This window comes from Porphyromonas pasteri (genome assembly GCF_014647755.1).
In the GTDB taxonomy this organism is placed as follows: Bacteria; Bacteroidota; Bacteroidia; order Bacteroidales; family Porphyromonadaceae; genus Porphyromonas; species Porphyromonas pasteri.
On record NZ_BMPU01000001.1, the window covers coordinates 497,344 to 515,860 of the forward strand.

At 46.2% G+C, this 18,517-nt stretch carries 14 protein-coding genes and 1 pseudogene; 5 read left to right on the forward strand and 10 right to left on the reverse strand.

All coding sequences use genetic code 11. The annotated features are described in order from the left end of the window. Positions 1-51: 51 nt before the first annotated feature. Positions 52-1,074 (reverse strand): AbiH family protein, encoded by a 1,023-nt coding sequence (locus IEX77_RS01975; protein ID WP_188807470.1) that lies wholly within the window; start codon positions 1,072-1,074, stop codon positions 52-54. A 466-nt stretch (positions 1,075-1,540) separates the two neighbouring features. On the opposite strand from IEX77_RS01975, the gene msrB reads away from it, so the two are divergent. Further along, positions 1,541-2,551, forward strand: coding sequence for a peptide-methionine (R)-S-oxide reductase MsrB (gene msrB, locus IEX77_RS01980; protein WP_229770785.1), 1,011 nt, complete (start codon positions 1,541-1,543; stop codon positions 2,549-2,551). A 320-nt stretch (positions 2,552-2,871) separates the two neighbouring features. On the opposite strand, the gene IEX77_RS01985 is transcribed toward msrB, so the two are convergent. After that, a complete protein-coding gene (locus IEX77_RS01985) occupies positions 2,872-3,369 on the reverse strand; it encodes a nucleotide-binding domain-containing protein (protein WP_188807472.1) in 498 nt (165 codons plus the stop codon). A 174-nt stretch (positions 3,370-3,543) separates the two neighbouring features. Between IEX77_RS01985 and IEX77_RS01990 the strand changes: the two are divergent. From IEX77_RS01990 to IEX77_RS02005, 4 genes and pseudogenes are all read left to right on the forward strand, one after another. Then, positions 3,544-4,644: pseudogene (locus tag IEX77_RS01990) on the forward strand (ISAs1 family transposase). Between the two features lie 400 nt (positions 4,645-5,044). Then, positions 5,045-8,998: an NACHT domain-containing protein gene (locus tag IEX77_RS01995; RefSeq protein ID WP_188807473.1), complete on the forward strand. Its 3,954-nt coding sequence runs from the start codon at positions 5,045-5,047 to the stop codon at positions 8,996-8,998. After that, a complete protein-coding gene (locus tag IEX77_RS02000) occupies positions 8,991-9,503 on the forward strand; it encodes a hypothetical protein (protein WP_188807474.1) in 513 nt (170 codons plus the stop codon). The genes IEX77_RS01995 and IEX77_RS02000 overlap by 8 nt, the downstream gene beginning before the upstream one ends. Next, positions 9,487-10,203: a toll/interleukin-1 receptor domain-containing protein gene (locus IEX77_RS02005; protein ID WP_188807475.1), complete on the forward strand. Its 717-nt coding sequence runs from the start codon at positions 9,487-9,489 to the stop codon at positions 10,201-10,203. Before IEX77_RS02000 ends, IEX77_RS02005 begins: the two co-directional genes overlap by 17 nt. A gap of 115 nt (positions 10,204-10,318) precedes the next feature. Here IEX77_RS02005 and IEX77_RS02010 read toward each other — a convergent pair whose 3' ends face one another. From IEX77_RS02010 to IEX77_RS02045, 8 genes are all read right to left on the reverse strand, one after another. Next, entirely contained in the window at positions 10,319-11,455 is a 1,137-nt protein-coding gene (locus IEX77_RS02010) for a phospholipase D family protein (RefSeq protein ID WP_188807476.1), read from the reverse strand. Positions 11,456-11,747: 292 nt separating this feature from the next. Continuing rightward, positions 11,748-12,614 carry a hypothetical protein gene (locus IEX77_RS02015; RefSeq protein ID WP_188807477.1) on the reverse strand — a complete coding sequence of 289 codons (867 nt, stop codon included), beginning with the start codon at positions 12,612-12,614 and terminating at the stop codon, positions 11,748-11,750. Further along, positions 12,602-13,174 carry a KwaA family protein gene (locus tag IEX77_RS02020; protein WP_188807478.1) on the reverse strand — a complete coding sequence of 191 codons (573 nt, stop codon included), beginning with the start codon at positions 13,172-13,174 and terminating at the stop codon, positions 12,602-12,604. Before IEX77_RS02020 ends, IEX77_RS02015 begins: the two co-directional genes overlap by 13 nt. Before the next feature lie 10 nt (positions 13,175-13,184). Continuing rightward, on the reverse strand, positions 13,185-13,670 hold the full coding sequence (locus IEX77_RS02025; RefSeq protein WP_188807479.1) for an HU family DNA-binding protein: 486 nt from the start codon (positions 13,668-13,670) through the stop codon (positions 13,185-13,187). Between the two features lie 354 nt (positions 13,671-14,024). Continuing rightward, on the reverse strand, positions 14,025-14,867 hold the full coding sequence (locus IEX77_RS02030; RefSeq protein ID WP_188807480.1) for a TIR domain-containing protein: 843 nt from the start codon (positions 14,865-14,867) through the stop codon (positions 14,025-14,027). An 89-nt stretch (positions 14,868-14,956) separates the two neighbouring features. Continuing rightward, the gene (mnmE, locus tag IEX77_RS02035; RefSeq protein ID WP_188807481.1) at positions 14,957-16,393 is read right to left on the reverse strand and encodes a tRNA uridine-5-carboxymethylaminomethyl(34) synthesis GTPase MnmE; all 1,437 of its coding nucleotides are present in this window, start codon (positions 16,391-16,393) and stop codon (positions 14,957-14,959) included. 39 nt (positions 16,394-16,432) lie between these two features. Further along, complete coding sequence (gene udk / locus IEX77_RS02040) at positions 16,433-17,083, reverse strand: uridine kinase (RefSeq protein ID WP_009432959.1); 651 nt, start codon at positions 17,081-17,083, stop codon at positions 16,433-16,435. Positions 17,084-17,112: 29 nt separating this feature from the next. Beyond that, complete coding sequence (locus IEX77_RS02045) at positions 17,113-18,516, reverse strand: serine hydrolase domain-containing protein (RefSeq protein WP_188807482.1); 1,404 nt, start codon at positions 18,514-18,516, stop codon at positions 17,113-17,115. Position 18,517 lies beyond the last annotated feature (1 nt).

Genomic DNA, 18,517 nt, shown 5'->3' on the forward strand with positions numbered 1-18,517 from the left:
GCTGTACCGCTTCTGCTATTATACCACTATACTATGGTAGGCTGTTTACATCTATCGCTTGGGGAACATATCCGAGTTAATCGCTACGAAGATCCGGTCATCATACTCCTTTTGATTTCCCTCCAAGCCAAGAGCTTTGATAAGGTGCTGACGCGCTCGTCTCTCCTTCCGCCTATCAAACTTCAATGCAGAATCGGCAGCTGGATCATAATGGAAGTAGAGCAAGATGACCTCTGGATTATCAAGAAAACGCTTCTTGATAGCCGTCCACCACATATGATCTGTAGGCCCAAGGGATAAGCCAAAGAGGCAAATCACATCAGCCCCAGCAATGAGACTAAGGCACTCCTCATCGACAAGCGTTCCACGACCCTCATTGGCTTGTGGCTTAAGTAAGAGGTCTGCAACATCATCACACCGCCTGCACTGCTCACTTCCGATTTGCTCGCCATGATCTACACCAAGCAGAATTCCACCCTGACCTAATGATCCATGCACATGCTTCACTCCTTGATATATCACGGGGTGACCTTCATGCCCTTCCGCATAGGTGTACTCTCCGACCAACAAAGCATCCTGGCAGAGGCATTCAAATGATGAAGTATAGTTGAAGGAGATGACGTCAATATACCATGCCTGAGCAATAGCCAGAGCACGAAGCTCTTTCTCCTCTCTCGGCTTGAAGTAGCGATAAGGGTAGGTCAGGTCTTCACGGAACTTCTCAACCTCCTCGGGAGTAGGCTCAAAACTATTGCACTGCGACAGATAGGCCTCTAAGGAGCGATTCATATCCTCGTAGAAGTCACAGAACCCATCAGCATCATCACCAAAGGCTGTAGTAAACTCACCAAGAGCTATCTCTAAGTCCTTCCACTGCTCTTCGCCACGCCCCTCTCGCTCCGCCATCTCGGCAAAGAAGCGCTCCTTATACTTTTTGATAGCCTCCTCTTGCTGTATGCGATCAGTATCAAGCTTCGGGGTTTGCCCCTTATAGAACTCTAAAAAGTCTGCATAGCGAGTAGGTAGCCCAAGTCTCAGGTCAAAGCCATTACCTATAAGGTAGAGGACATTCATAGCGATTCTATCTGTAGAGGGTCAGCGTGATGAGGTATACTGTGGTAGGCACCATCCCGAGGGAAATGTGCGCATAAAGGTACTAAGAATGTGTGCACGCATAGCGAAATGAGAGTGAACCAATAGTGGTAGGTGGTATAAACCTATATTGGTCACTGAGCGAACCTATATTGGTCACTGAGCGAACCTATATTGGTCGACGCGTGAACCTATATTGGTCTGTACGTGAACCAATAGTGGTCGGAGCACGAACCAATATAGGTTTGCACCCCTACCCGATATTGACTCAAACTATACCCCGATATTGGGCGGCTCATAACTATCGTCAGGCCTACGCTGTTAGTAAGTCGGTAAACTACCATCAACCTCTACACAGTCTAAAAGAACAGGCATTATGAAACGGAACAGTCTCCGTACACTGACCCTTCTGCTACTACTTGCAGCTGGAGCCTTAGGACTTCGAGCTATGCGCATGCAGACACACCCTTCACCCAACACTCCATCCACTTCACCTATGAAAGAGATCTATTTGGCCGGCGGTTGCTTCTGGGGCACCGAGCACTTCTTCAAGCAAGTACGTGGCGTCATCTCCACAGAGGTCGGCTACGCCAATGGCCATACCTCCCGCCCCAGCTACGAGGAAGTGTGTAGCCACACGACAGGCTTTGCCGAAGCTGTACACATCACCTACGCTCCCGATCAGGTAAGCCTCAGCAAGCTCCTTGAGCTCTACTTCCTGACGATTGACCCGACGTCGCTCAATAAGCAAGGCGGCGACGTGGGCGATCAGTACCGCACAGGCATCTATTACACCGACACCGCAGACCTACCGACGATCAAGAAGGCGATCGAGATGCTACAGCGTGAGCACACACAGCCCATCGTCATCGAGGTAGAGCCCCTCCGCAACTTCTACGATGCAGAGACTTACCATCAGGACTATTTGGACAAGAACCCATCGGGCTACTGCCATATCCGCCCCGAACTCTTCCAGATCGCTCGCGAGGCCAATGCCTATGTCAAGCCTTCGGACGAAGAGCTGCGCCGTCGGCTCACCCCCACTCAGTACGCTGTCACGCAGCATGCCGCCACGGAGCATCCCTTTGACAACGACTATTGGGACGAGAAGCGCGAAGGCATCTATGTCGATATCACGACGGGCGAACCGCTCTTCATCTCCACGGATAAGTTCGACTCGGGCTGCGGATGGCCCAGCTTCTCCCACCCAATTGACTCCACCCTCATCAGCGAGCATCAGGATGACTCCCACGGCATGAAGCGTATCGAGGTGCGTAGCAAGACGGGGAAGGCTCATCTCGGCCACGTCTTCGAAGACGGCCCGCAGGAGCTGGGTGGCCTACGCTACTGCATCAATAGCGCGGCCCTGCGCTTCATTCCCCGCGAAGAGATGAAGCAAGCCGGCTACGCCAAGTACCTCCCCCTCCTCGAGAAGAAGCAGAGCAAGAAGGGGAAGTAAGGTAAGCTACCACAACTCTACACACAACGATCCCATCGGAGAAGGCTCATTCACCTCCGATGGGATCGCTGTATCTACGGTCATTTATCTCTAAGCACAGCAAACGCCTCATATCCCATCGGGGGAAAGGTGCTTGCACAGTGCCGCACAAAAAAATATCAAGTGAAGGAGAGCGCATGGCCTCCTTCACTTGATAGATTACGGAGATATGGGATCGGGTACTAAGGGGATAAGATGACTCCTATCACTTCGCAGGCATCAGATCCCTACATGCCCGTCTCCGGAAATCAATGTGAGCAACGTTCCCTTGTTCAGATTGATTAAATGATTGGTACATCTATTCTGTCACGTGCAACTACAACATCATTTTTGATGATGTAGCACTCTACATGATGAGACCCTCTGAAGTTTGAGGTTTCATGCCGTTTATCATCAGCCTTATTTAATCTCAGTATTTCTCCGCGCAGACAGTTTCTCCGTTTTGCTTCATCTCCAACGTTTCTAACTTTCCAGAATACTTTATATGACTTTTCTACGGTAGTGCTCTCTATGAAAAAATCTAATGACCGTATCATATTGATTCTTTCAAACCTCCTCAATATGTCTCGCAAATAGGCAGATTTGAATCCATTGGCTGTAATCCAACAGTTGATTATAAGTTCTTCGGTGATGTTAATCAAAATACATGTCCTCAATAAACAGCTCTGAATCTTGATATAAAACAAAAAAACATTTACTTTCAAGTATACCCACTGACTCTCCTTTGGGAAAGGCATTGCCAAAGACATTACGCCAAATATCATGACGCTTTCTTTCATCCTTTTCTGCAATCGCAGCTCGGGCCCAAAAACAAGCGTTACTAGCTTTTGCCTTGAAAGGATACTTCACATACACATGCTGGTTGCTGCCCAAAGCGGCATAGTGTTCTTGTCAGGGCTCCCGTATCAAAATCGGCTTCAGTAGTATTCTCTTCACACAAATACCCACATACAATGGAAACCGCCCCTTACTTCTCATCCGTCCATGACCCTCGCGTCGTCGGACGTTGCAAGCACAAACTCAGCGACATCCTTATGGTCGCACTCATCACCTACCTTTGTGGAGGAGAGGATTATAGCGACATGTATCAGCTATGCCGCTTCCGTGGTAAAGAGTTCAAACCGCTACTTGAGCTACCCAATGGTTGCCCGAGCGAAGACACCTTTGAGCGCGTCATGCAAGCCGTGCACCCCGAAGAGATAGCTGCTTGTCTCGAGGTCTATACTTCGCAGATCATCAAGGATTTATCGGGCATACACATTGCCATAGACGGCAAGAAGATGCGCGGGACGAATCCTCGGGGACACGGCGAGAGTAGCTATATCCTCTCGGCTTGGGTCAACGAAGACTCTTTAAGCATTGCTCAAGAAGCAGTGGGAGAGAAGACGAACGAGATTACGTGTGTGCCCAAACTCCTTGATAAGCTTGCCCTTGAAGGAGCCATCGTCACGATGGATGCTATGGGTACGCAGGTAGAAATAGCCGAACAGGTGGTCAAGAAGAAGGCAGATTTTGTCCTCGCTCTCAAGGGAAATCAGCGCCATCTCTTCGAGGACACTACCGATGCTTTCTCCACGCGACAGCCACACAAGCGACACCTTGAGCAGGAGAAGGGGCATGGGCGTATAGACAAAAGGAGCTACAAAGTGCTCCCAGCAGAGGGCAATCTTACCGATGAAGTTGCTCGACGCTGACCGATGGTACGTAGCTTGGTGCGGGTCGAACATGAGATTACCAAGCCCACTGCATAACCAACGAAGGAAACGCGCTACTACATCTCAAGCTTGGACTTCAACAAGGCCTCTGCTAAGGAGATAGCCTACTATATAAGGGAGCATTGGGGAATTGAGAACCGCCTACATTGGCAGCTGGATGTGACCTTTCGGGAAGATGCTTACCGTGCACGAAAGAACTTTTCGGCGCGCAATCTGAATCTCATCCGCAAGTTCGCTTTAGCTATTCTGCGCCAGCAGCATGACACGCTCTCGCTTAAGGCCAGACGTTGGAAATGCAGCCTGCGCATCGACTACCTCAAGCAGGTACTCGGATTTTGATGCGGGAGCCTAGGAGAAAGGGGAAATACCTCCTATTCATTATATTTGCCACTGATAAGGTATATAATTGTATATATGGTGATATGCCTTGAGTATGTATCCCTAAAAGATAAAACGGCGGATACATATCCAGAGTGTGCGACTCCAAATAATTGACATAAGGTGATAGCGAGCCAATCATGGCACTGCACGTGAAAGAAATGCGCAAGAAATATAAACTGATACAGACAGACCTCTCTGAGAAAGCAGGGGAGGGCTACGCTTTGCGAGATTTAGGGATGATCAAGACTACAATTGGACTTGACCAATAAAGTCTTTGAACTTTTCACTTCATAGTGTGGTCCTATACCTATGAAACAAGAAGAATAAATAGACTCACTATTCAATCCAATAGCAATAAATGCAAGAGAATATTATCAATCAATTAGGAGACAGATCTCTTTATATAGAGAGAAATCACGGCAACATATATTTGGCGAATAACTATACGAGAGACCCAGCTTCGGCTTTCGCTAGAGGCTCAGATGAGTTGCTGGGATATACGCCTGCTATTTGTCCTGAGATTCCGCGTCAAGAGGTTGATTTGATTCAAGAGTGGATAGAAAGCAAGAGTGACACTACCGATAGCTCGGCTCGATTAGCCCTACTATATGGCAAGGCAGGCATAGGCAAGTCCATTGTGATGCACAAGCTCCTAGAGCATTTACAAGGACGAGAAGATTATCTAGTACTTGGAATTAAATCTGACCTTGTAGAGTTTGCAAATATGGATGATTTGCGGGGGAAGCTTCACTTGGCAAGACCTATAGAAGATGTCATTCGTGAAGAAGCATCAAAGTGCAAGAGGGTAGTGCTCCTTGTAGATCAAATTGATGCCCTATCACTATCTCTCTCAGCCAATCGTGCCCCATTACGCTCTCTACTCAGTCTAATCAGGAGGCTAGCAAACATCCCCCATGTCAGGGTCGTGATCTCTTGTCGCCCCTATGATTTGGAGTATGATCCTGAATTACAGAATCTGAAGATAAAGAATCGATGGGAACTAAAGGAGCTTAGTGAAGAGCAGGTTTTGCAGACCCTACGAAGTAATGGCCACAATGAAAGCATGGATGATAGGTTAATTAGCTTCTTAGCTAATCCGCTACATCTGTACCTATTCTTAAAAGTAAGGCCTGAAGAGCGATTGACAGATCCTCTGTCTACAAACTTACTCTATCATCAACTGTGGAGCAAGTGTATCAATAATGCGAGTACTTACCCAGTCAGCAAAGCTAGTCTTTTATCCCTGCTTGATACTCTCGTGGATACTATGTATCAGCGTCAAGAACTCTCTATTCATATAAGAGAGTTTGAGACTCAATATGAGCAAGAACTTAGGTATTTACTGACCAATGATTTATTGATTGAATCTAGAAATAGGCAGATCCAATTCTTTCATCAGACGCTTTTTGACTATGTATATGCTCGTAGATTTCTAGAAAAAGGCAAGAGCTTATTGGATGAGCTGAAAGGACAACATCAGGGATTATTTATCCGAGCCGCAGTAAAAAGCATATTGATGTTTTTGAGAGAGCAGAAACCGAAAGAGTATATATATACACTAGACCAATTATTATATAGCCAGGAGGACAATGGACGAAGTACATTTCGATTCCATCTAAAGTCCCTTGCTCTACAGACACTAGCCAACTTTGAAACGCCATTACGAAGTGAGTTAGATTTAATATCTCGAAAGATTTACCCCAATCCTGTGTATATGGAGCTAGTCTTTAACTCGGTCTATACCTTAAACTGGTTTCATGCTATCTGGGAGATTATAGACAACAAGGGAGGCTGGAAAGAACTATCTAAAACTTATCGAGAGCTAGCCATAACAATGTGCCGTAGGCTTCTTGGGAGGGATGTAGACTCTGTGCTTGATAAATTAAGCACAGAGCTAAACTTTGATGACGAAGAGGATCGCAAACATCTAGAGAATGTATTGAATTTCTATGAATTGGACTATAGCGGTGATAAGTTCGTAGAATTGTATTCGAAGCTTGTTGAGGGACGTAATCCTCTTCAATATATAAATCTACTGAACAGTAGTATCCAAGGAAATCCAACCTTCGTCTGTGCTGAGCTGAAAGAGAATATCAGACTGCAACTCCAAGAAAATAAAGAAACTTTCCTTCCCAATATCAGTGTATCTTATGATGTGGGTGAGCTTTATAAAAAGCTACTCAAGAAGCATTATAGCCTCGCTATTGATTTCTTGTTTGATGTACTTACTCTAATTTATGAAACCATCTCTTATGAGATAGGAGAAGCAGAAGCAGAAGATAATATACATCACTCCTATTCCTTTTGGAGTTTTCATAGAAGGATAAAGGGTGGCTTTGATTACAACTTCGTGGAGGATGTAACGAATATTCTTATAGATACCCTACTTGAGCATATTGATGACAAGGAGACCTGCCAATATCTACTTCAGTTAAGTAGAAGTAGATATGGAGGATTTGTATTTATAGCCTTATATATCTACACTTCACATCCAAAGGTATTCAAGGATAATCTTTGCGAACTCATCTGCCAGCGCGAAGTGTTAGCCAATGCTCCAAGCTGGGTGGAATACCAAGCTGTTGAAGCCTTGAAGGCTTCTTTTGTACATCTCGACGAAATGCAAAAGAGGTCTATCATTGATAGGATCCTTACTATTCATGACCAAAGCGAGTACAGACTAGACAAAGAGAAGGTGAAGTGGTGCAAAAAGTTTGGGCATCCTTTCCTCGATATAGATTTGCACCGAGGAATTGCACTGAAGTCTATCCCTCTAACGGAACTAAGAAGAATTTCATGGAAAGCTTACCAAGAACGTCAGAGGATTGAGCGCAAATTTAACCCTAAGCGATTGGAGAATTGTCAGCCAAGCAGAATATCAACTCGCTTGGGTGACCCCTCTCTGACTCAAGAGCAAGGGCAAAAGATGAGCCCAAAGGCTTGGCTAAACTCGATGCGTAAATATGTTAATGAGAGGGAGTCTGCTAACTGGGAGGTACCTACCTTGAGAGGACAATGTATTCTGTTTCGAGAGGTCGTGATTCAAGCCCCTGATAAGTTCACCGATTTGATTAAGCAAATAGCTTATGATGAGCTAATCCCTCTGGCATACGCACAAGCAGGGTTAGAAGGACTAATCCAGGCTGGCAGGATAGATGATGCAGTATGTGTCTTAGAGCATATGCTTATAGCAGTTAATCACGATATAAACTCAGACCACCGAGGATTCTGTATTCGCACCCTGCTTTTTGCTCTTGATAATATTGTTAAGCAAGACCACATACCCAAGCTAGTCGTTCAGTTGCTCTGCCAAGCCTTACTTGTGGCTGAAGAGTCAAAGTTAGAAGAGTATCAAAAAGATCAGGATACTCTTACGATTGGGATTAATCAGCCTCGTGGGCAAGCAGGGCACCTATTGGTAAGATGTGCTAGAGAAGATAGTGAATATAAAGAGGATATATTCAGTGCCATAGAAGCCGTCGCAGGTACCGCCTCTGTATATACTAGGGCTGCGATATTGGCAGAGATGGCTTATCTCAATTTCTTAGATCAAGATAGGAATGTGCGTTTATTTAAGAATTTGATGTGCGATTATGATCCAAGGCTTATGGCTTTGCCTATCCACAACTACAACCCCCTTGTATATTTTGTTAATTATGCTCTGGAGGAGCTTATGGAATTCTTTCGTCATGCAGTAGAATGCCCCAATTGCTATCCGCAACAGGTAATCATCTTATTTTTAGCATGGTCGCACAACAACCGGGATGAGCGTATCAAAGAGATGCTTGATACCATGTGTAATGCTAGTCAAGAGGCAAGACTGTCACTACTTCGCTTCCTCAGCTCTCTTGATGAAAGTATAAATGAAGATGCTCTACTCTACATCCAAAGCTTGATGAAGTCTCAGTTTGAATCTCTTGAACTAGGCAAAGCCTTTGACCAGATGTTCTATCACATAGATCAATGGCCACGAGAGTATCAGGAAAAGATTATAGATACGTACATGAATACTCTTTTCTTTAGATATGAAACTCGCGGACTTATTCACTTTTTGGCAGGCTACGCGATTAAATATCCAGAGCAGACTTTGAGATGGTTGGAGAAGATACTAGAGATCCCACCCTCTAGTAAAGCCTATGTATGGAACCAGATTATAGAAGTGATTATTCAGGCTTATAATGGCATCAAGGCATTTAATCAACCTGATTACCAAGATGCGTTGGAATATGCTATGGACTTGATAGATATGATTATGCAGCATCCGAGTAATAGGTATATGATTTCCGCCTTCATGAATAAACTCGACAATGAATAAGGAATATCAACTAGATCAGCTTATGAGGGTGTTGCAAAGCTCTCAGCTCCAGTCTGGTTTGTATTTACTCGACACAGATCTGAATGACGATGAGTTGGGAACTTTCTTGAAAAGTATCAACGATTGCCATTATATCAAAGAAGTCTTACCCCCCACGACAAAAGGTAATGAATTGGAGCTGTTTTTAGTAGGTCTATATTCTAGCTACGATAGAAACTGGGATGCTTTATTCAATCAACTCTTTACCCTAGAGGACGAAGGGAAAGATACTCTCCTTTATAAGCTCCTCTTTGATGTTTTGAAAGGAATTTGTCGTAAAAGTATAAATGTAATTCATATATGTGGAGAAGTAGATTTATCGTCTGTTTGTTCAGCAGACTTACACAAACTTCATGCAGCCCTATTTCATAACATCGAAACAACCCAGGTAATAGGTCGACAACAAAGTGAGATATTTGGGGTGCATACTTATTATAAAGAGAATATTAATGAAAGGAAAGATTAGAATGTCTATGGAATTAAGCAAGGTATATATATCGTACAAGCACGATAGTAAATACGACGGAGAACTAGATAGCATCAAGAAAGGGCTTCAGAATAATGGTATTGGGTTCTCAATTGACCAGACGAGTCTTGGATATAAAGACGATATTGAAGAGTACGAAAAGGAAATAGGTCAGGCTGACAGGGTTATTATGATTATAACTCCAGGTTACTTCAAGTCGCTAGCCTGTATGTTTGAAATGACCCAAATATTCAAACATGGAAGAGTGGAAGAGCGGGTTTTCCCAATTGTAGATATGGGATACATCCCAAGAAATGGAGATGGATTGAGCCAGATAAAAAAGTTTTGGCAAAGCGAAAAGAAGAAAAAAGCTCAGGAGCTAGCAAAAGAGTCTGGCAATTCAAGATTTCGGATAACCGAGATAAAGAAAATCGATAATATCATATGCCAGCTAGATGACTTATGGCAGTTTATCGTTCACGTTAATACGGGAAGTATAGATGAGCTAACAAAGGACGATGCTGCCATGCTGATCGTGGCTCTAAAAAAGTCTTTGCCTACGCCCTTAGTTGATAGAGAGATGAATGGATCATCACTTATGTCAGCAGATACAAAGCCAACTACTCCTCGAGCAGTTAGCCAATATGGAGATAAGTCTATCTATATAGAGAACAATTCAGGAGATATAATAATAAACTAATGGATCTATCCTCAAAGAGTGAAATCAACAGAGCAGGTACATAAGAGAAGAGGCTACCAAGCGAATCTCTCGCTTGATAGCCTCTCGAATGAATTAGGGCAAGACCGTGCCTCAACTAGATAGTGTATCCGAAGAATCTCATACCACTCTCAGAGTTGCGATTGATCATAGGATACTTCTCAGGGTAATACCAAGCAATGAGTTCGCAGGCAGAAGACCTTCCAAAGTACTTGATCTCCCCAATGACCTCTTCAATAAGTTGGGAATTGATAGAGGGGGCCTGGATAAGTCGATTCCATGCCTTAGCGATGGTTCGTGGATCGTTCTCAGCAAGGATGTTGGGCTTATTCCATCCATAGCTGTGTAGGCAGTGTAGACAATCTAAAACTTCCCTTATCTCCTTCTTTTTAGGCGACTGGATTTCAAAGGGAAGGATTTCTTGGATGCGATCCCTCCGCTCTAAGCGCCACATTCCACTTCCAGGCTCATAGGACATGATCTTAAAGTAGCGACGAATCTCTTGCTTCACCTCTCTTGAAGTTAATGATCGTACCACCTTATTATACCCTTTAGAGGGCATGTCAGGATGATCATGGTAGAGGAAGTTAAAGAAGTAGTCGACCTCTTCATACAGAGTGAACCCATCTCGGACCATCTGTTGATTACGTCCTGTGATGGATTCGTATAGAGAGGCAAACTCCTTAAACTGATCGCATTTTTTTAGGAACTGGTCACTTGCCCCAGAGGTGTACTTAGGTAGCTTATAGAGTACCTTATATTTGTTTGAGTCCTCTTTATCTGTAATAGTTTTGGAAGGAGACTTGGGCACCGATGAGACCGCCTGAGCCTTCCTCCACCATTGGTCAAAGAGCTTGACCACCTGCTCTAGACCAGACACCACCTGCCCGACTTCGTGCCTAGCACTGAACGCCATGCCTGTAAGATTCGCAGAGGTCAAGAGACACCAATCATCGATGAGGTAGATTTTTGCGTGCAAACTTAACAGACTGCGAATTTCGGTGTTGGGGCTTTCCTTAAACTGGGCATAAGTGTCACAACGAATAAAGCCAGATTCGACATCAGTTAGTACCCGAAAATCTATGTGGCTACGCATCCAGTTACCACCAATGATCTTCTGTACATCTTTGAAGGTCCCAATATAGGGAGAAGCTATCCAGATGCGTTCTTTCGCTTGGTCGCAATGCTCTCTAAGCATATCGACGAGGCTTTGACCTGATAGTATAGTATTCATTCTCTTATATTTAACAGTTGTGATCGCTTCGAGCAGCATAATCTTCCAGTTTTAGACTATGCACGAGATCGAAGCCACAGTGAAGGATAAGGCCATTCCCCATTGGTCTGATACTTACATTCAAGCACACGAGTCAAATTAGAGCCCCATCAACTCTCCTTAGCGGGGCTTAAGCATATCTCCCACATATAGCACCGCGAAGCATAAGTAGGCGCATATTGGCTAATGAAACTTGGAACACTAATCAAGGAGAATGGGTTCGTAAGAATAGTTTGCCTTCTTCTCCGTACACTCAAGCCTTTGTAAATGCTGTAATTTTTCGGCTCTCGCTGTATACCTCAGAGTGTACAAATCGCTGGTCAAGTAGAGCAAGGTAGCTACTAAGATCTTTGGGTTTAGCTATGATGATCTTCCCATCCTCTCCCTTGTGAAGCCCCGCTTCCGTTAGATGAGTATCTATGTAGGTTACAAGTGCGGCTTTTGCCTCACTGGATAATGTACTAATCTTGTCTCCCAGTCTTGCGATTTCTTTTCTATTTCTTATACCGATCTTATCTCTAGAGATCGAGATCGTAGTTTCCTCTCTGCTGGACAGGAAGTCTGTTATCTCTTCATCCGTTGCCTCTCTGTACAGATTAATCAGATCCTTATATATTTCCTTAGCTCTAGATAAGTCCCTAAAGAGAAGTCTGTCATCATGAGAATCATAAATGATGTCAGGGAATTCCCTACGCACTTCCACAGAGTTACTCATCTCCTTGATCTTTGGATCACCTACAACAAACATGAGTATAGTTCTATTCTCAATTCTACTTGAGGGCAACACTTTTTGAAAGTAGTAGCACTCTCCTTGTTGCGTTATCAGCCACTTTATACCAGGATAATCGGTCGACTGGAATTCAGTAAACTCAGTGAGTCGCTCAAATAGTTCTCCTATCTTCAAGTCTACCCCTCCAATCTTAGCTATGGGGGTATTGCGATCAGAGTTGCTAAAGTTCTCTATATAGAACCATTCGTTTTCATCTCGATCTAACTGATGCGTGGGTGTATACGGTATTTGGTTCTCTGTATTTGCATTGTAGACAGCTTCCTCTGTCGATAATACAAGCTTAATCGCTGTATCTCTTTTATAGGCTAAGATGTAGTTTAGTCTTTCCATTGAATGAATACATATTCGTTAATCTTTCTTACTTGTACGATCTCTCTCTTTTTCCCTCCATCTTCTTTCTGATCTTCTTTACTAGAAAACGGAAGTATATCTTCGGGCTTCTTTACTGTTTGTTTTGTAATAAGGACGATTCGTGTTTTAAGATTCGTGGTGATGATGTAGAACTTATATCCAAAGACCAAGAAGGCCGGATTGAAGTACGATACATTAGACTTGAAGACTAAGTAAAGTAGGAATAGGAAGACTAACACTAGGGTTACATAGTCATTCATATCTGTTGCAATAAGAAAAAAACCGATGTAATTGACTAGATAGTTGTCATTCGCCGTCTCAATGGATTCTATATTCTGAATATCTAATCTCATTGGCTTGAAATAAGAACATAAGAGTAATCCGATATATCCCAGCAGAAGAGCTGTTCCCATCAAGAGGAAGGCTCCTACGAACTGTTGCCAAGAAATATCTAGTGAAGGAGAACTCATAGCCTCCTTCACTAGATAAATGACTATGAAGTAGGATAGAGAGAAAAGGGTTAGGAAGAATCGCTTCACTTTCTAAGAATTATATTCCTACATACCCGCCTCCAGGGGTGTCATTCGAAGAGCCTCCTCCAGCATCTGGTTTGGCTTTCTTTGCCTTCTTCACGCGGGGAGTGACCCGCTCGAAGCTGACATCGTCCAGACGGAAGTACTCGGAATTGGGACGCAGGAGCACGCGAGCCTCGGTGATGTGCAGGCTCGCATTGAATTCCTGCCCCTTAGGCACGACCTTACTCTTGAAGCTGGGTTTCAGTTTGCCCAGACGCCCGAACTCGACCATATCGCCGTTAGCGACGAGCTTTCTCGCCATATCGGCAGCCAGATTGAGCACGGAAGCGACCTCCATATAGTTGAAAGTGGTTTGGTCAGCGACCATTTCGCAGAAGTGGTCGAAGGAAACGCTACGTCGGTCTGTGGGCGAAGCTACTTGTACGATCTGCCCTTTGAGCTTGCCGATGCTCATCTTTCTTTCGCGTAGCACATAGGCTAAAGGCTTGTTTTTTCCCATGGGATTCAAATGGTATTAAGCTGTTAGTAATAATGTGTTTATGTGTGTCACTTGGTACACATTGCGAAGTTAAGCATTTCTCTTCAAAATATTCCTATATAGCACACGTTACAAAGCTATATAGTAATCGAGCCAATACTATATAGTAATCACCCAAAAGCTATATAGTAATCAGATGAAAGCTATATAGTAATCACATCAATACTATATAGTAATCAGGTGAAAGCTATATAGGAATACGACGAAAGCTATATAGCAATCGGAGCGATCCTATATAGGAATCAGTCCAAAGCTATATAGCTTTCGCTGGGATACTTTGCTTGAGGCTCCTCGTTCTCTGAGTAGACTAGGGAGTTACTCCAGCAATTTGCTTGGGTCAAACTCGTAGCCACAAGCCTTCATTTCCTTGGCAACGTGATATTTCCAAGCCTCACTCTCGTCCATCTTGATGTAGACGACACCTGATATATCATTGGGGGTCTCGATGTTCCCTTTGACGAGAGCACAGACATTCTTTCGTCCAATCTTCCCGATGAGATAGCCGTGTTCGAAGACAACATTCTGTCTTGCTCGAGGTTTCAGCTGGTCTTTCTCCTCTTTGGATGCACCCACGTCACAAGCAGTATAGAGCACAATGGCAAAGCCTACATTAGAGTTCGCTTCGATCTTTTCGATGATGGTGTTCCCAGAACTCGCTTGCTCATGCAGGATAATAGCCTCAAGACCGATCTTCTCTACGAAGCGAGCAACCGCTTCCTTTGCAGCATTATCATGACCATGCACGATGAAGACTTTTGATTTGTCCATAGGGGCTTTAGGTTGGGTCACTATTGGTGCTTCTGATTCAGACGTAGCTTCCTGAATTTGGCGTTCACACGCCATGAGGACACGGTTAGTAATATTTCTGGTGTAGTCACTACTTTCAATAATATCTCTTGGTAAAATAGCCATGATAAGATTAGGGGGCAGCTCCTCTTGCTTTAGTTTAGCATATTCTTTTGATGAGCAATCTGACACTTTAATGAGGATACGTTTAATCTTCGTTTCATCAAGGACATATCCATCAAATGTAAATTGCTCCTTCTTTACGTAGGGAATAACTATCTCCTCTTCGATTTCAGATAGGTCCGTCTTGTCCAGTTCATAATACTTCTCGCTGGGATTTTTGGTCTCAATGAGTACGTGGAAGTATGGCATAAGCTCTTGTGCTATTTGAGTGTATTATCGGACAAAGATAAGAAATAGAAGTAAGGAGAGGGCGAAGTGAAGCGCTACGAAAAGCCGACTTATTTGCCGATGCAGAAGTGAGCGAAGATATTGTGCAGGACGGAGTCACTTGTGATGTCGGCTCCGGTGACTTCACCTATGGCCGTGATAGCACCACGAAGGTCGGGCGTCAAGAGGTCTGTGGGAAGGCCATCCGTTAGCCCCGTACGCACGGTCCTTAGGCTGTGGAGTGCCGTCGTGAGGAGTGCATGGTGGCGGGCATTACTTACCACAAGGTCGGTAGATTTGAGTTCGGGCAGCGCCAAGGCATTGATCAGTGCAGTACGAAGTTCATCCAAGCCGTCCCCTCGTTGGGCCGATATGGGTAGGATCGAAGGCGCTTCACCCGAAGGCAAATACTCGGTAAGTAGCGACGAAAGATCCGTTAGTACGGCTTGCGTGGTCTGAGGATCGATGGCATCGACCTTGTTGAGCAAGACGAGGAAGGGCTTATTCTCCAGGCGAGGAAGGAGCTGGAGGAGCGTCGCACGATAGTCTTCATCGGTGATGCGCAGGGCATCAACGAGGAGCAGGACAAGGCTCGCCTTATCGATCTTATCGTAGCTGCGGTCAATACCCAGCGCCTCGATCGTGTCATCCGTCGAGCGTAAGCCCGCCGTATCGATGAAGCGGAAGAGGACACCATCGATATTCAGCACGTCCTCGATGGTGTCACGGGTCGTACCATGGATATCACTGACGATAGCGCGCTCTTCGCCTAAGAGAGCATTGAGCAGGGTACTCTTCCCCACGTTCGTCGCACCAGCGATAGCCACTGGGATACCACGCTTGATCGCATTACCAAGGCGGAAGCTCTCGGTCAGACGCTCGATCTTCGCCGTTAGTTCGTCGAGAAGCTCAAGAAGCTGCGTACGGTCAGCGAAGGTCACATCCTCCTCGCTGAAGTCCAGCTCCAGCTCCATAAGGCTGGTCAGCTGTAGAAGTCGTTCACGTAGCTGGGCGAACTCCGCGCTATAGCCCCCACGCATCTGAGTAAGTGCCATGCGGTGCTGCGCCTCCGATTCGGATGCGATGAGGTCAGCGACGGCCTCAGCACGACTTAGATCCATCTTACCATGGAGATAAGCACGACGCGTGAACTCGCCCGGGGCTGCCATACGACAGCCCTGATCGGTGAGGGCTTCGAGGAGTGCCTGCTGGATGAATACCGAGCCGTGGCACGAGATCTCTACGACATCTTCACCCGTGTAGGAGCGTGGCGCACGGAAGCAAGTGACCAGACCTTCGTCGATCGTCTTGTCCTCGTGAGAGAAGCGACCAAAGTAAGCCATTCGATCCTTAGCACGCTCGAGCGTACGGACGTCACGACAGGAGAAGATCTGATCGACGATGCCGACGGCTTCAGAGCCCGACACACGGATAATAGCGATACCACCCGTACCAGGCGCAGTAGCCACAGCACAGATCGTATCACTGCCGATAAGCGATGATATCATGAGATAGTAGGAAGGTAAAGGTAGGAAGGAGAGAAGCGCTTATTCCTCAAGCTGACCACGCTTCAAGATTGAATGGATATTCTCAACGAGCAGCGAGAGTGCGACGGAGTTCATCCCCCCTTCTGGAATGATGATATCAGCGTAGCGCTTGGAGGGCTCGACGAAGTCACGATGCATGGGCTTCACCGTAGAGAAGTATTGCTTGAGCACCGAGTTCATATCACGTCCGCGCTCCTGGACATCACGCACGAGGCGACGAGCCAAGCGCACGTCATCATCGGTATCAACGAAGACCTTGACGTCCATCAGTTCGCGGAGTTCCTTATTCTCAAGGATCAAGATACCATCAAGGATCAGGACCTTCGCGGGCTGGACACATACCGTCTGGGGCAGGCGGTTGTGGTCGGTGAAGGAGTAGACGGGGCGCTGGATACTCTGCCCCTGCTTGAGCTGGCGGATATGCTCGATCATCATATCCGTGTCGAAGGAGTGCGGGTGGTCATAGTTGAGCTTGGAGCGCTCCTCGAGACTGAGATCATCGTGCGCCTTGTAGTAGAAGTCGTGGCAGAGCGTCGTGACGTGCTCATCGGCGAAGGCCTCCTGGAGCTTGCGCACGAGGGTTGACTTACCTGAGGCAGAGCCACCAGCGACGCCGATGATCGTGGTGGATGTAGTATTTGCTTGGCTCATAGCTGTAGCGAGATGATAAGGGGTCAAGTTTATCTGGGCGTGGTGGCTCCGACAGCCTCGTAGACCAAGTCCTGGAGGCGCTGACGGAGACGCTCACGTATGAGGGTCGTATTCTGACGTGTCGGGTAGGTGCGGTTGGAGAGGAAGATAAAGATGAGGTCATACTTGGGGTCTACCCAGAAGCACGTCCCCGTGAAGCCCTGGTGTCCGTAGGTCGCTGATGAGGCATAGATACCCGTAGGGCCACCCGAAGAGCGGGGCTTATCAAAGCCAAGAGCTCTGATGCCTGATGCACTCGTCGTCTCAGTGAAGAGACGAACGGTAGAGCTGGGAATGACCTGCTTCTTCCCCCATGCTCCGTGCTGGAGGAGGAGTTGGCAGACCTTAGCGAGCTCTTCAGCCGCACCGAAGAGTCCTGCATTACCCGATACACCACCGAGACAGGCTGCAGCTTCATCATCGACCGTACCACGCAAGATCTCCCCACGCAGGAAGGTATCATGCTGGGCGGGGGCGATCTGCTGAATCTTCACTCCATGCTCCAAGGGATTGAAGTACAGACGCGCTTGGATAGGGCGATAGATATGCTTCGTGACGAACTCATCTAAAGGCTCTCCAGAGACACGCTCGATGACCTGCTGGAGGAGGATGAAGTTCAGATCACTATAGCGGTAGCTCTTATCCGATGAGACACGAGCCGAGAGGAGGCGCTCCATCATCCGAGTCTTGAAAGAGGGCGATAGATACTTCTTTGAGCCAAAGCGCAAGGTATGCTCTTCGGTCGCCTTATCGGAGATATACTTATCGAGAAAGCGGAAGTTCGGGTTACCCCAAGCCTTTCCTACAAGAGGCACACCGCCAGCAAAGGACTTATAGCGAATGAGCGAGCCTTCATAACTCGTATCATCAATAAGGTCGGTATAGAAGTTGATCCCTGCAGGTAGCCCAGACTGATGGAGGAGGAGCTGACGAATGGTGACCATCCCAAGTAGCGTCTCCTTGGTCTCTGGGAGGTAGCTCAGCAATGGAGAGTTAAGATTGATCTTCTTCTCCCCGACGAGGAGCATCAGAGCAGGTGTCGTAGCAGCAGCCTTCGTGATAGAAGCCAAGTCATAGATACTCTGTGGCGTAGCAGGCTCCCCTTGTCGTCCCTTGAGACTCGTAAGCGATCCATAGGCTTTGTTCACAAGCACCTCACCTTGGTAGAAGGCAAAGATCTGACACCCAGGATAAGCTCCCATGCGAAGCCCAGCCTCAGCTAAGCTATCAATACGAGCTAAGGCTTTGGAGGATACAGATTCGGGAGCAAGGATATGCTCAGTAGCAGCTGGCAGGCTGTCTACCTGCAGACTATCAGGCTGCTGAGGCGTCTGCCCATAGAGCGTACCCAGCTGAAGAAGCGAGAGGAGAGCGACGAGAGGACGGGAGCGCATA

What these genes read in the sequence shown, in the direction of transcription:
- IEX77_RS01975 (WP_188807470.1), bottom strand. Translation starts at nt 1,074, where the DNA reads ATGAATGTCCTCTACCTTATAGGTAATGGCTTTGACCTGAGACTTGGG.
- IEX77_RS02005 (WP_188807475.1), top strand. Translation starts at nt 9,487, where the DNA reads ATGAAAGGAAAGATTAGAATGTCTATGGAATTAAGCAAGGTATATATA.
- IEX77_RS02010 (WP_188807476.1), bottom strand. Translation starts at nt 11,455, where the DNA reads ATGAATACTATACTATCAGGTCAAAGCCTCGTCGATATGCTTAGAGAG.
- IEX77_RS02015 (WP_188807477.1), bottom strand. Translation starts at nt 12,614, where the DNA reads ATGGAAAGACTAAACTACATCTTAGCCTATAAAAGAGATACAGCGATT.
- mnmE (WP_188807481.1), bottom strand. Translation starts at nt 16,393, where the DNA reads ATGATATCATCGCTTATCGGCAGTGATACGATCTGTGCTGTGGCTACT.
- msrB (WP_229770785.1), top strand. Translation starts at nt 1,541, where the DNA reads ATGCGCATGCAGACACACCCTTCACCCAACACTCCATCCACTTCACCT.
- IEX77_RS02030 (WP_188807480.1), bottom strand. Translation starts at nt 14,867, where the DNA reads ATGCCATACTTCCACGTACTCATTGAGACCAAAAATCCCAGCGAGAAG.
- IEX77_RS01995 (WP_188807473.1), top strand. Translation starts at nt 5,045, where the DNA reads ATGCAAGAGAATATTATCAATCAATTAGGAGACAGATCTCTTTATATA.
- IEX77_RS01985 (WP_188807472.1), bottom strand. Translation starts at nt 3,369, where the DNA reads ATGAAAGAAAGCGTCATGATATTTGGCGTAATGTCTTTGGCAATGCCT.
- IEX77_RS02045 (WP_188807482.1), bottom strand. Translation starts at nt 18,516, where the DNA reads ATGCGCTCCCGTCCTCTCGTCGCTCTCCTCTCGCTTCTTCAGCTGGGT.
- IEX77_RS02000 (WP_188807474.1), top strand. Translation starts at nt 8,991, where the DNA reads ATGAATAAGGAATATCAACTAGATCAGCTTATGAGGGTGTTGCAAAGC.
- IEX77_RS02025 (WP_188807479.1), bottom strand. Translation starts at nt 13,670, where the DNA reads ATGGGAAAAAACAAGCCTTTAGCCTATGTGCTACGCGAAAGAAAGATG.
- udk (WP_009432959.1), bottom strand. Translation starts at nt 17,083, where the DNA reads ATGAGCCAAGCAAATACTACATCCACCACGATCATCGGCGTCGCTGGT.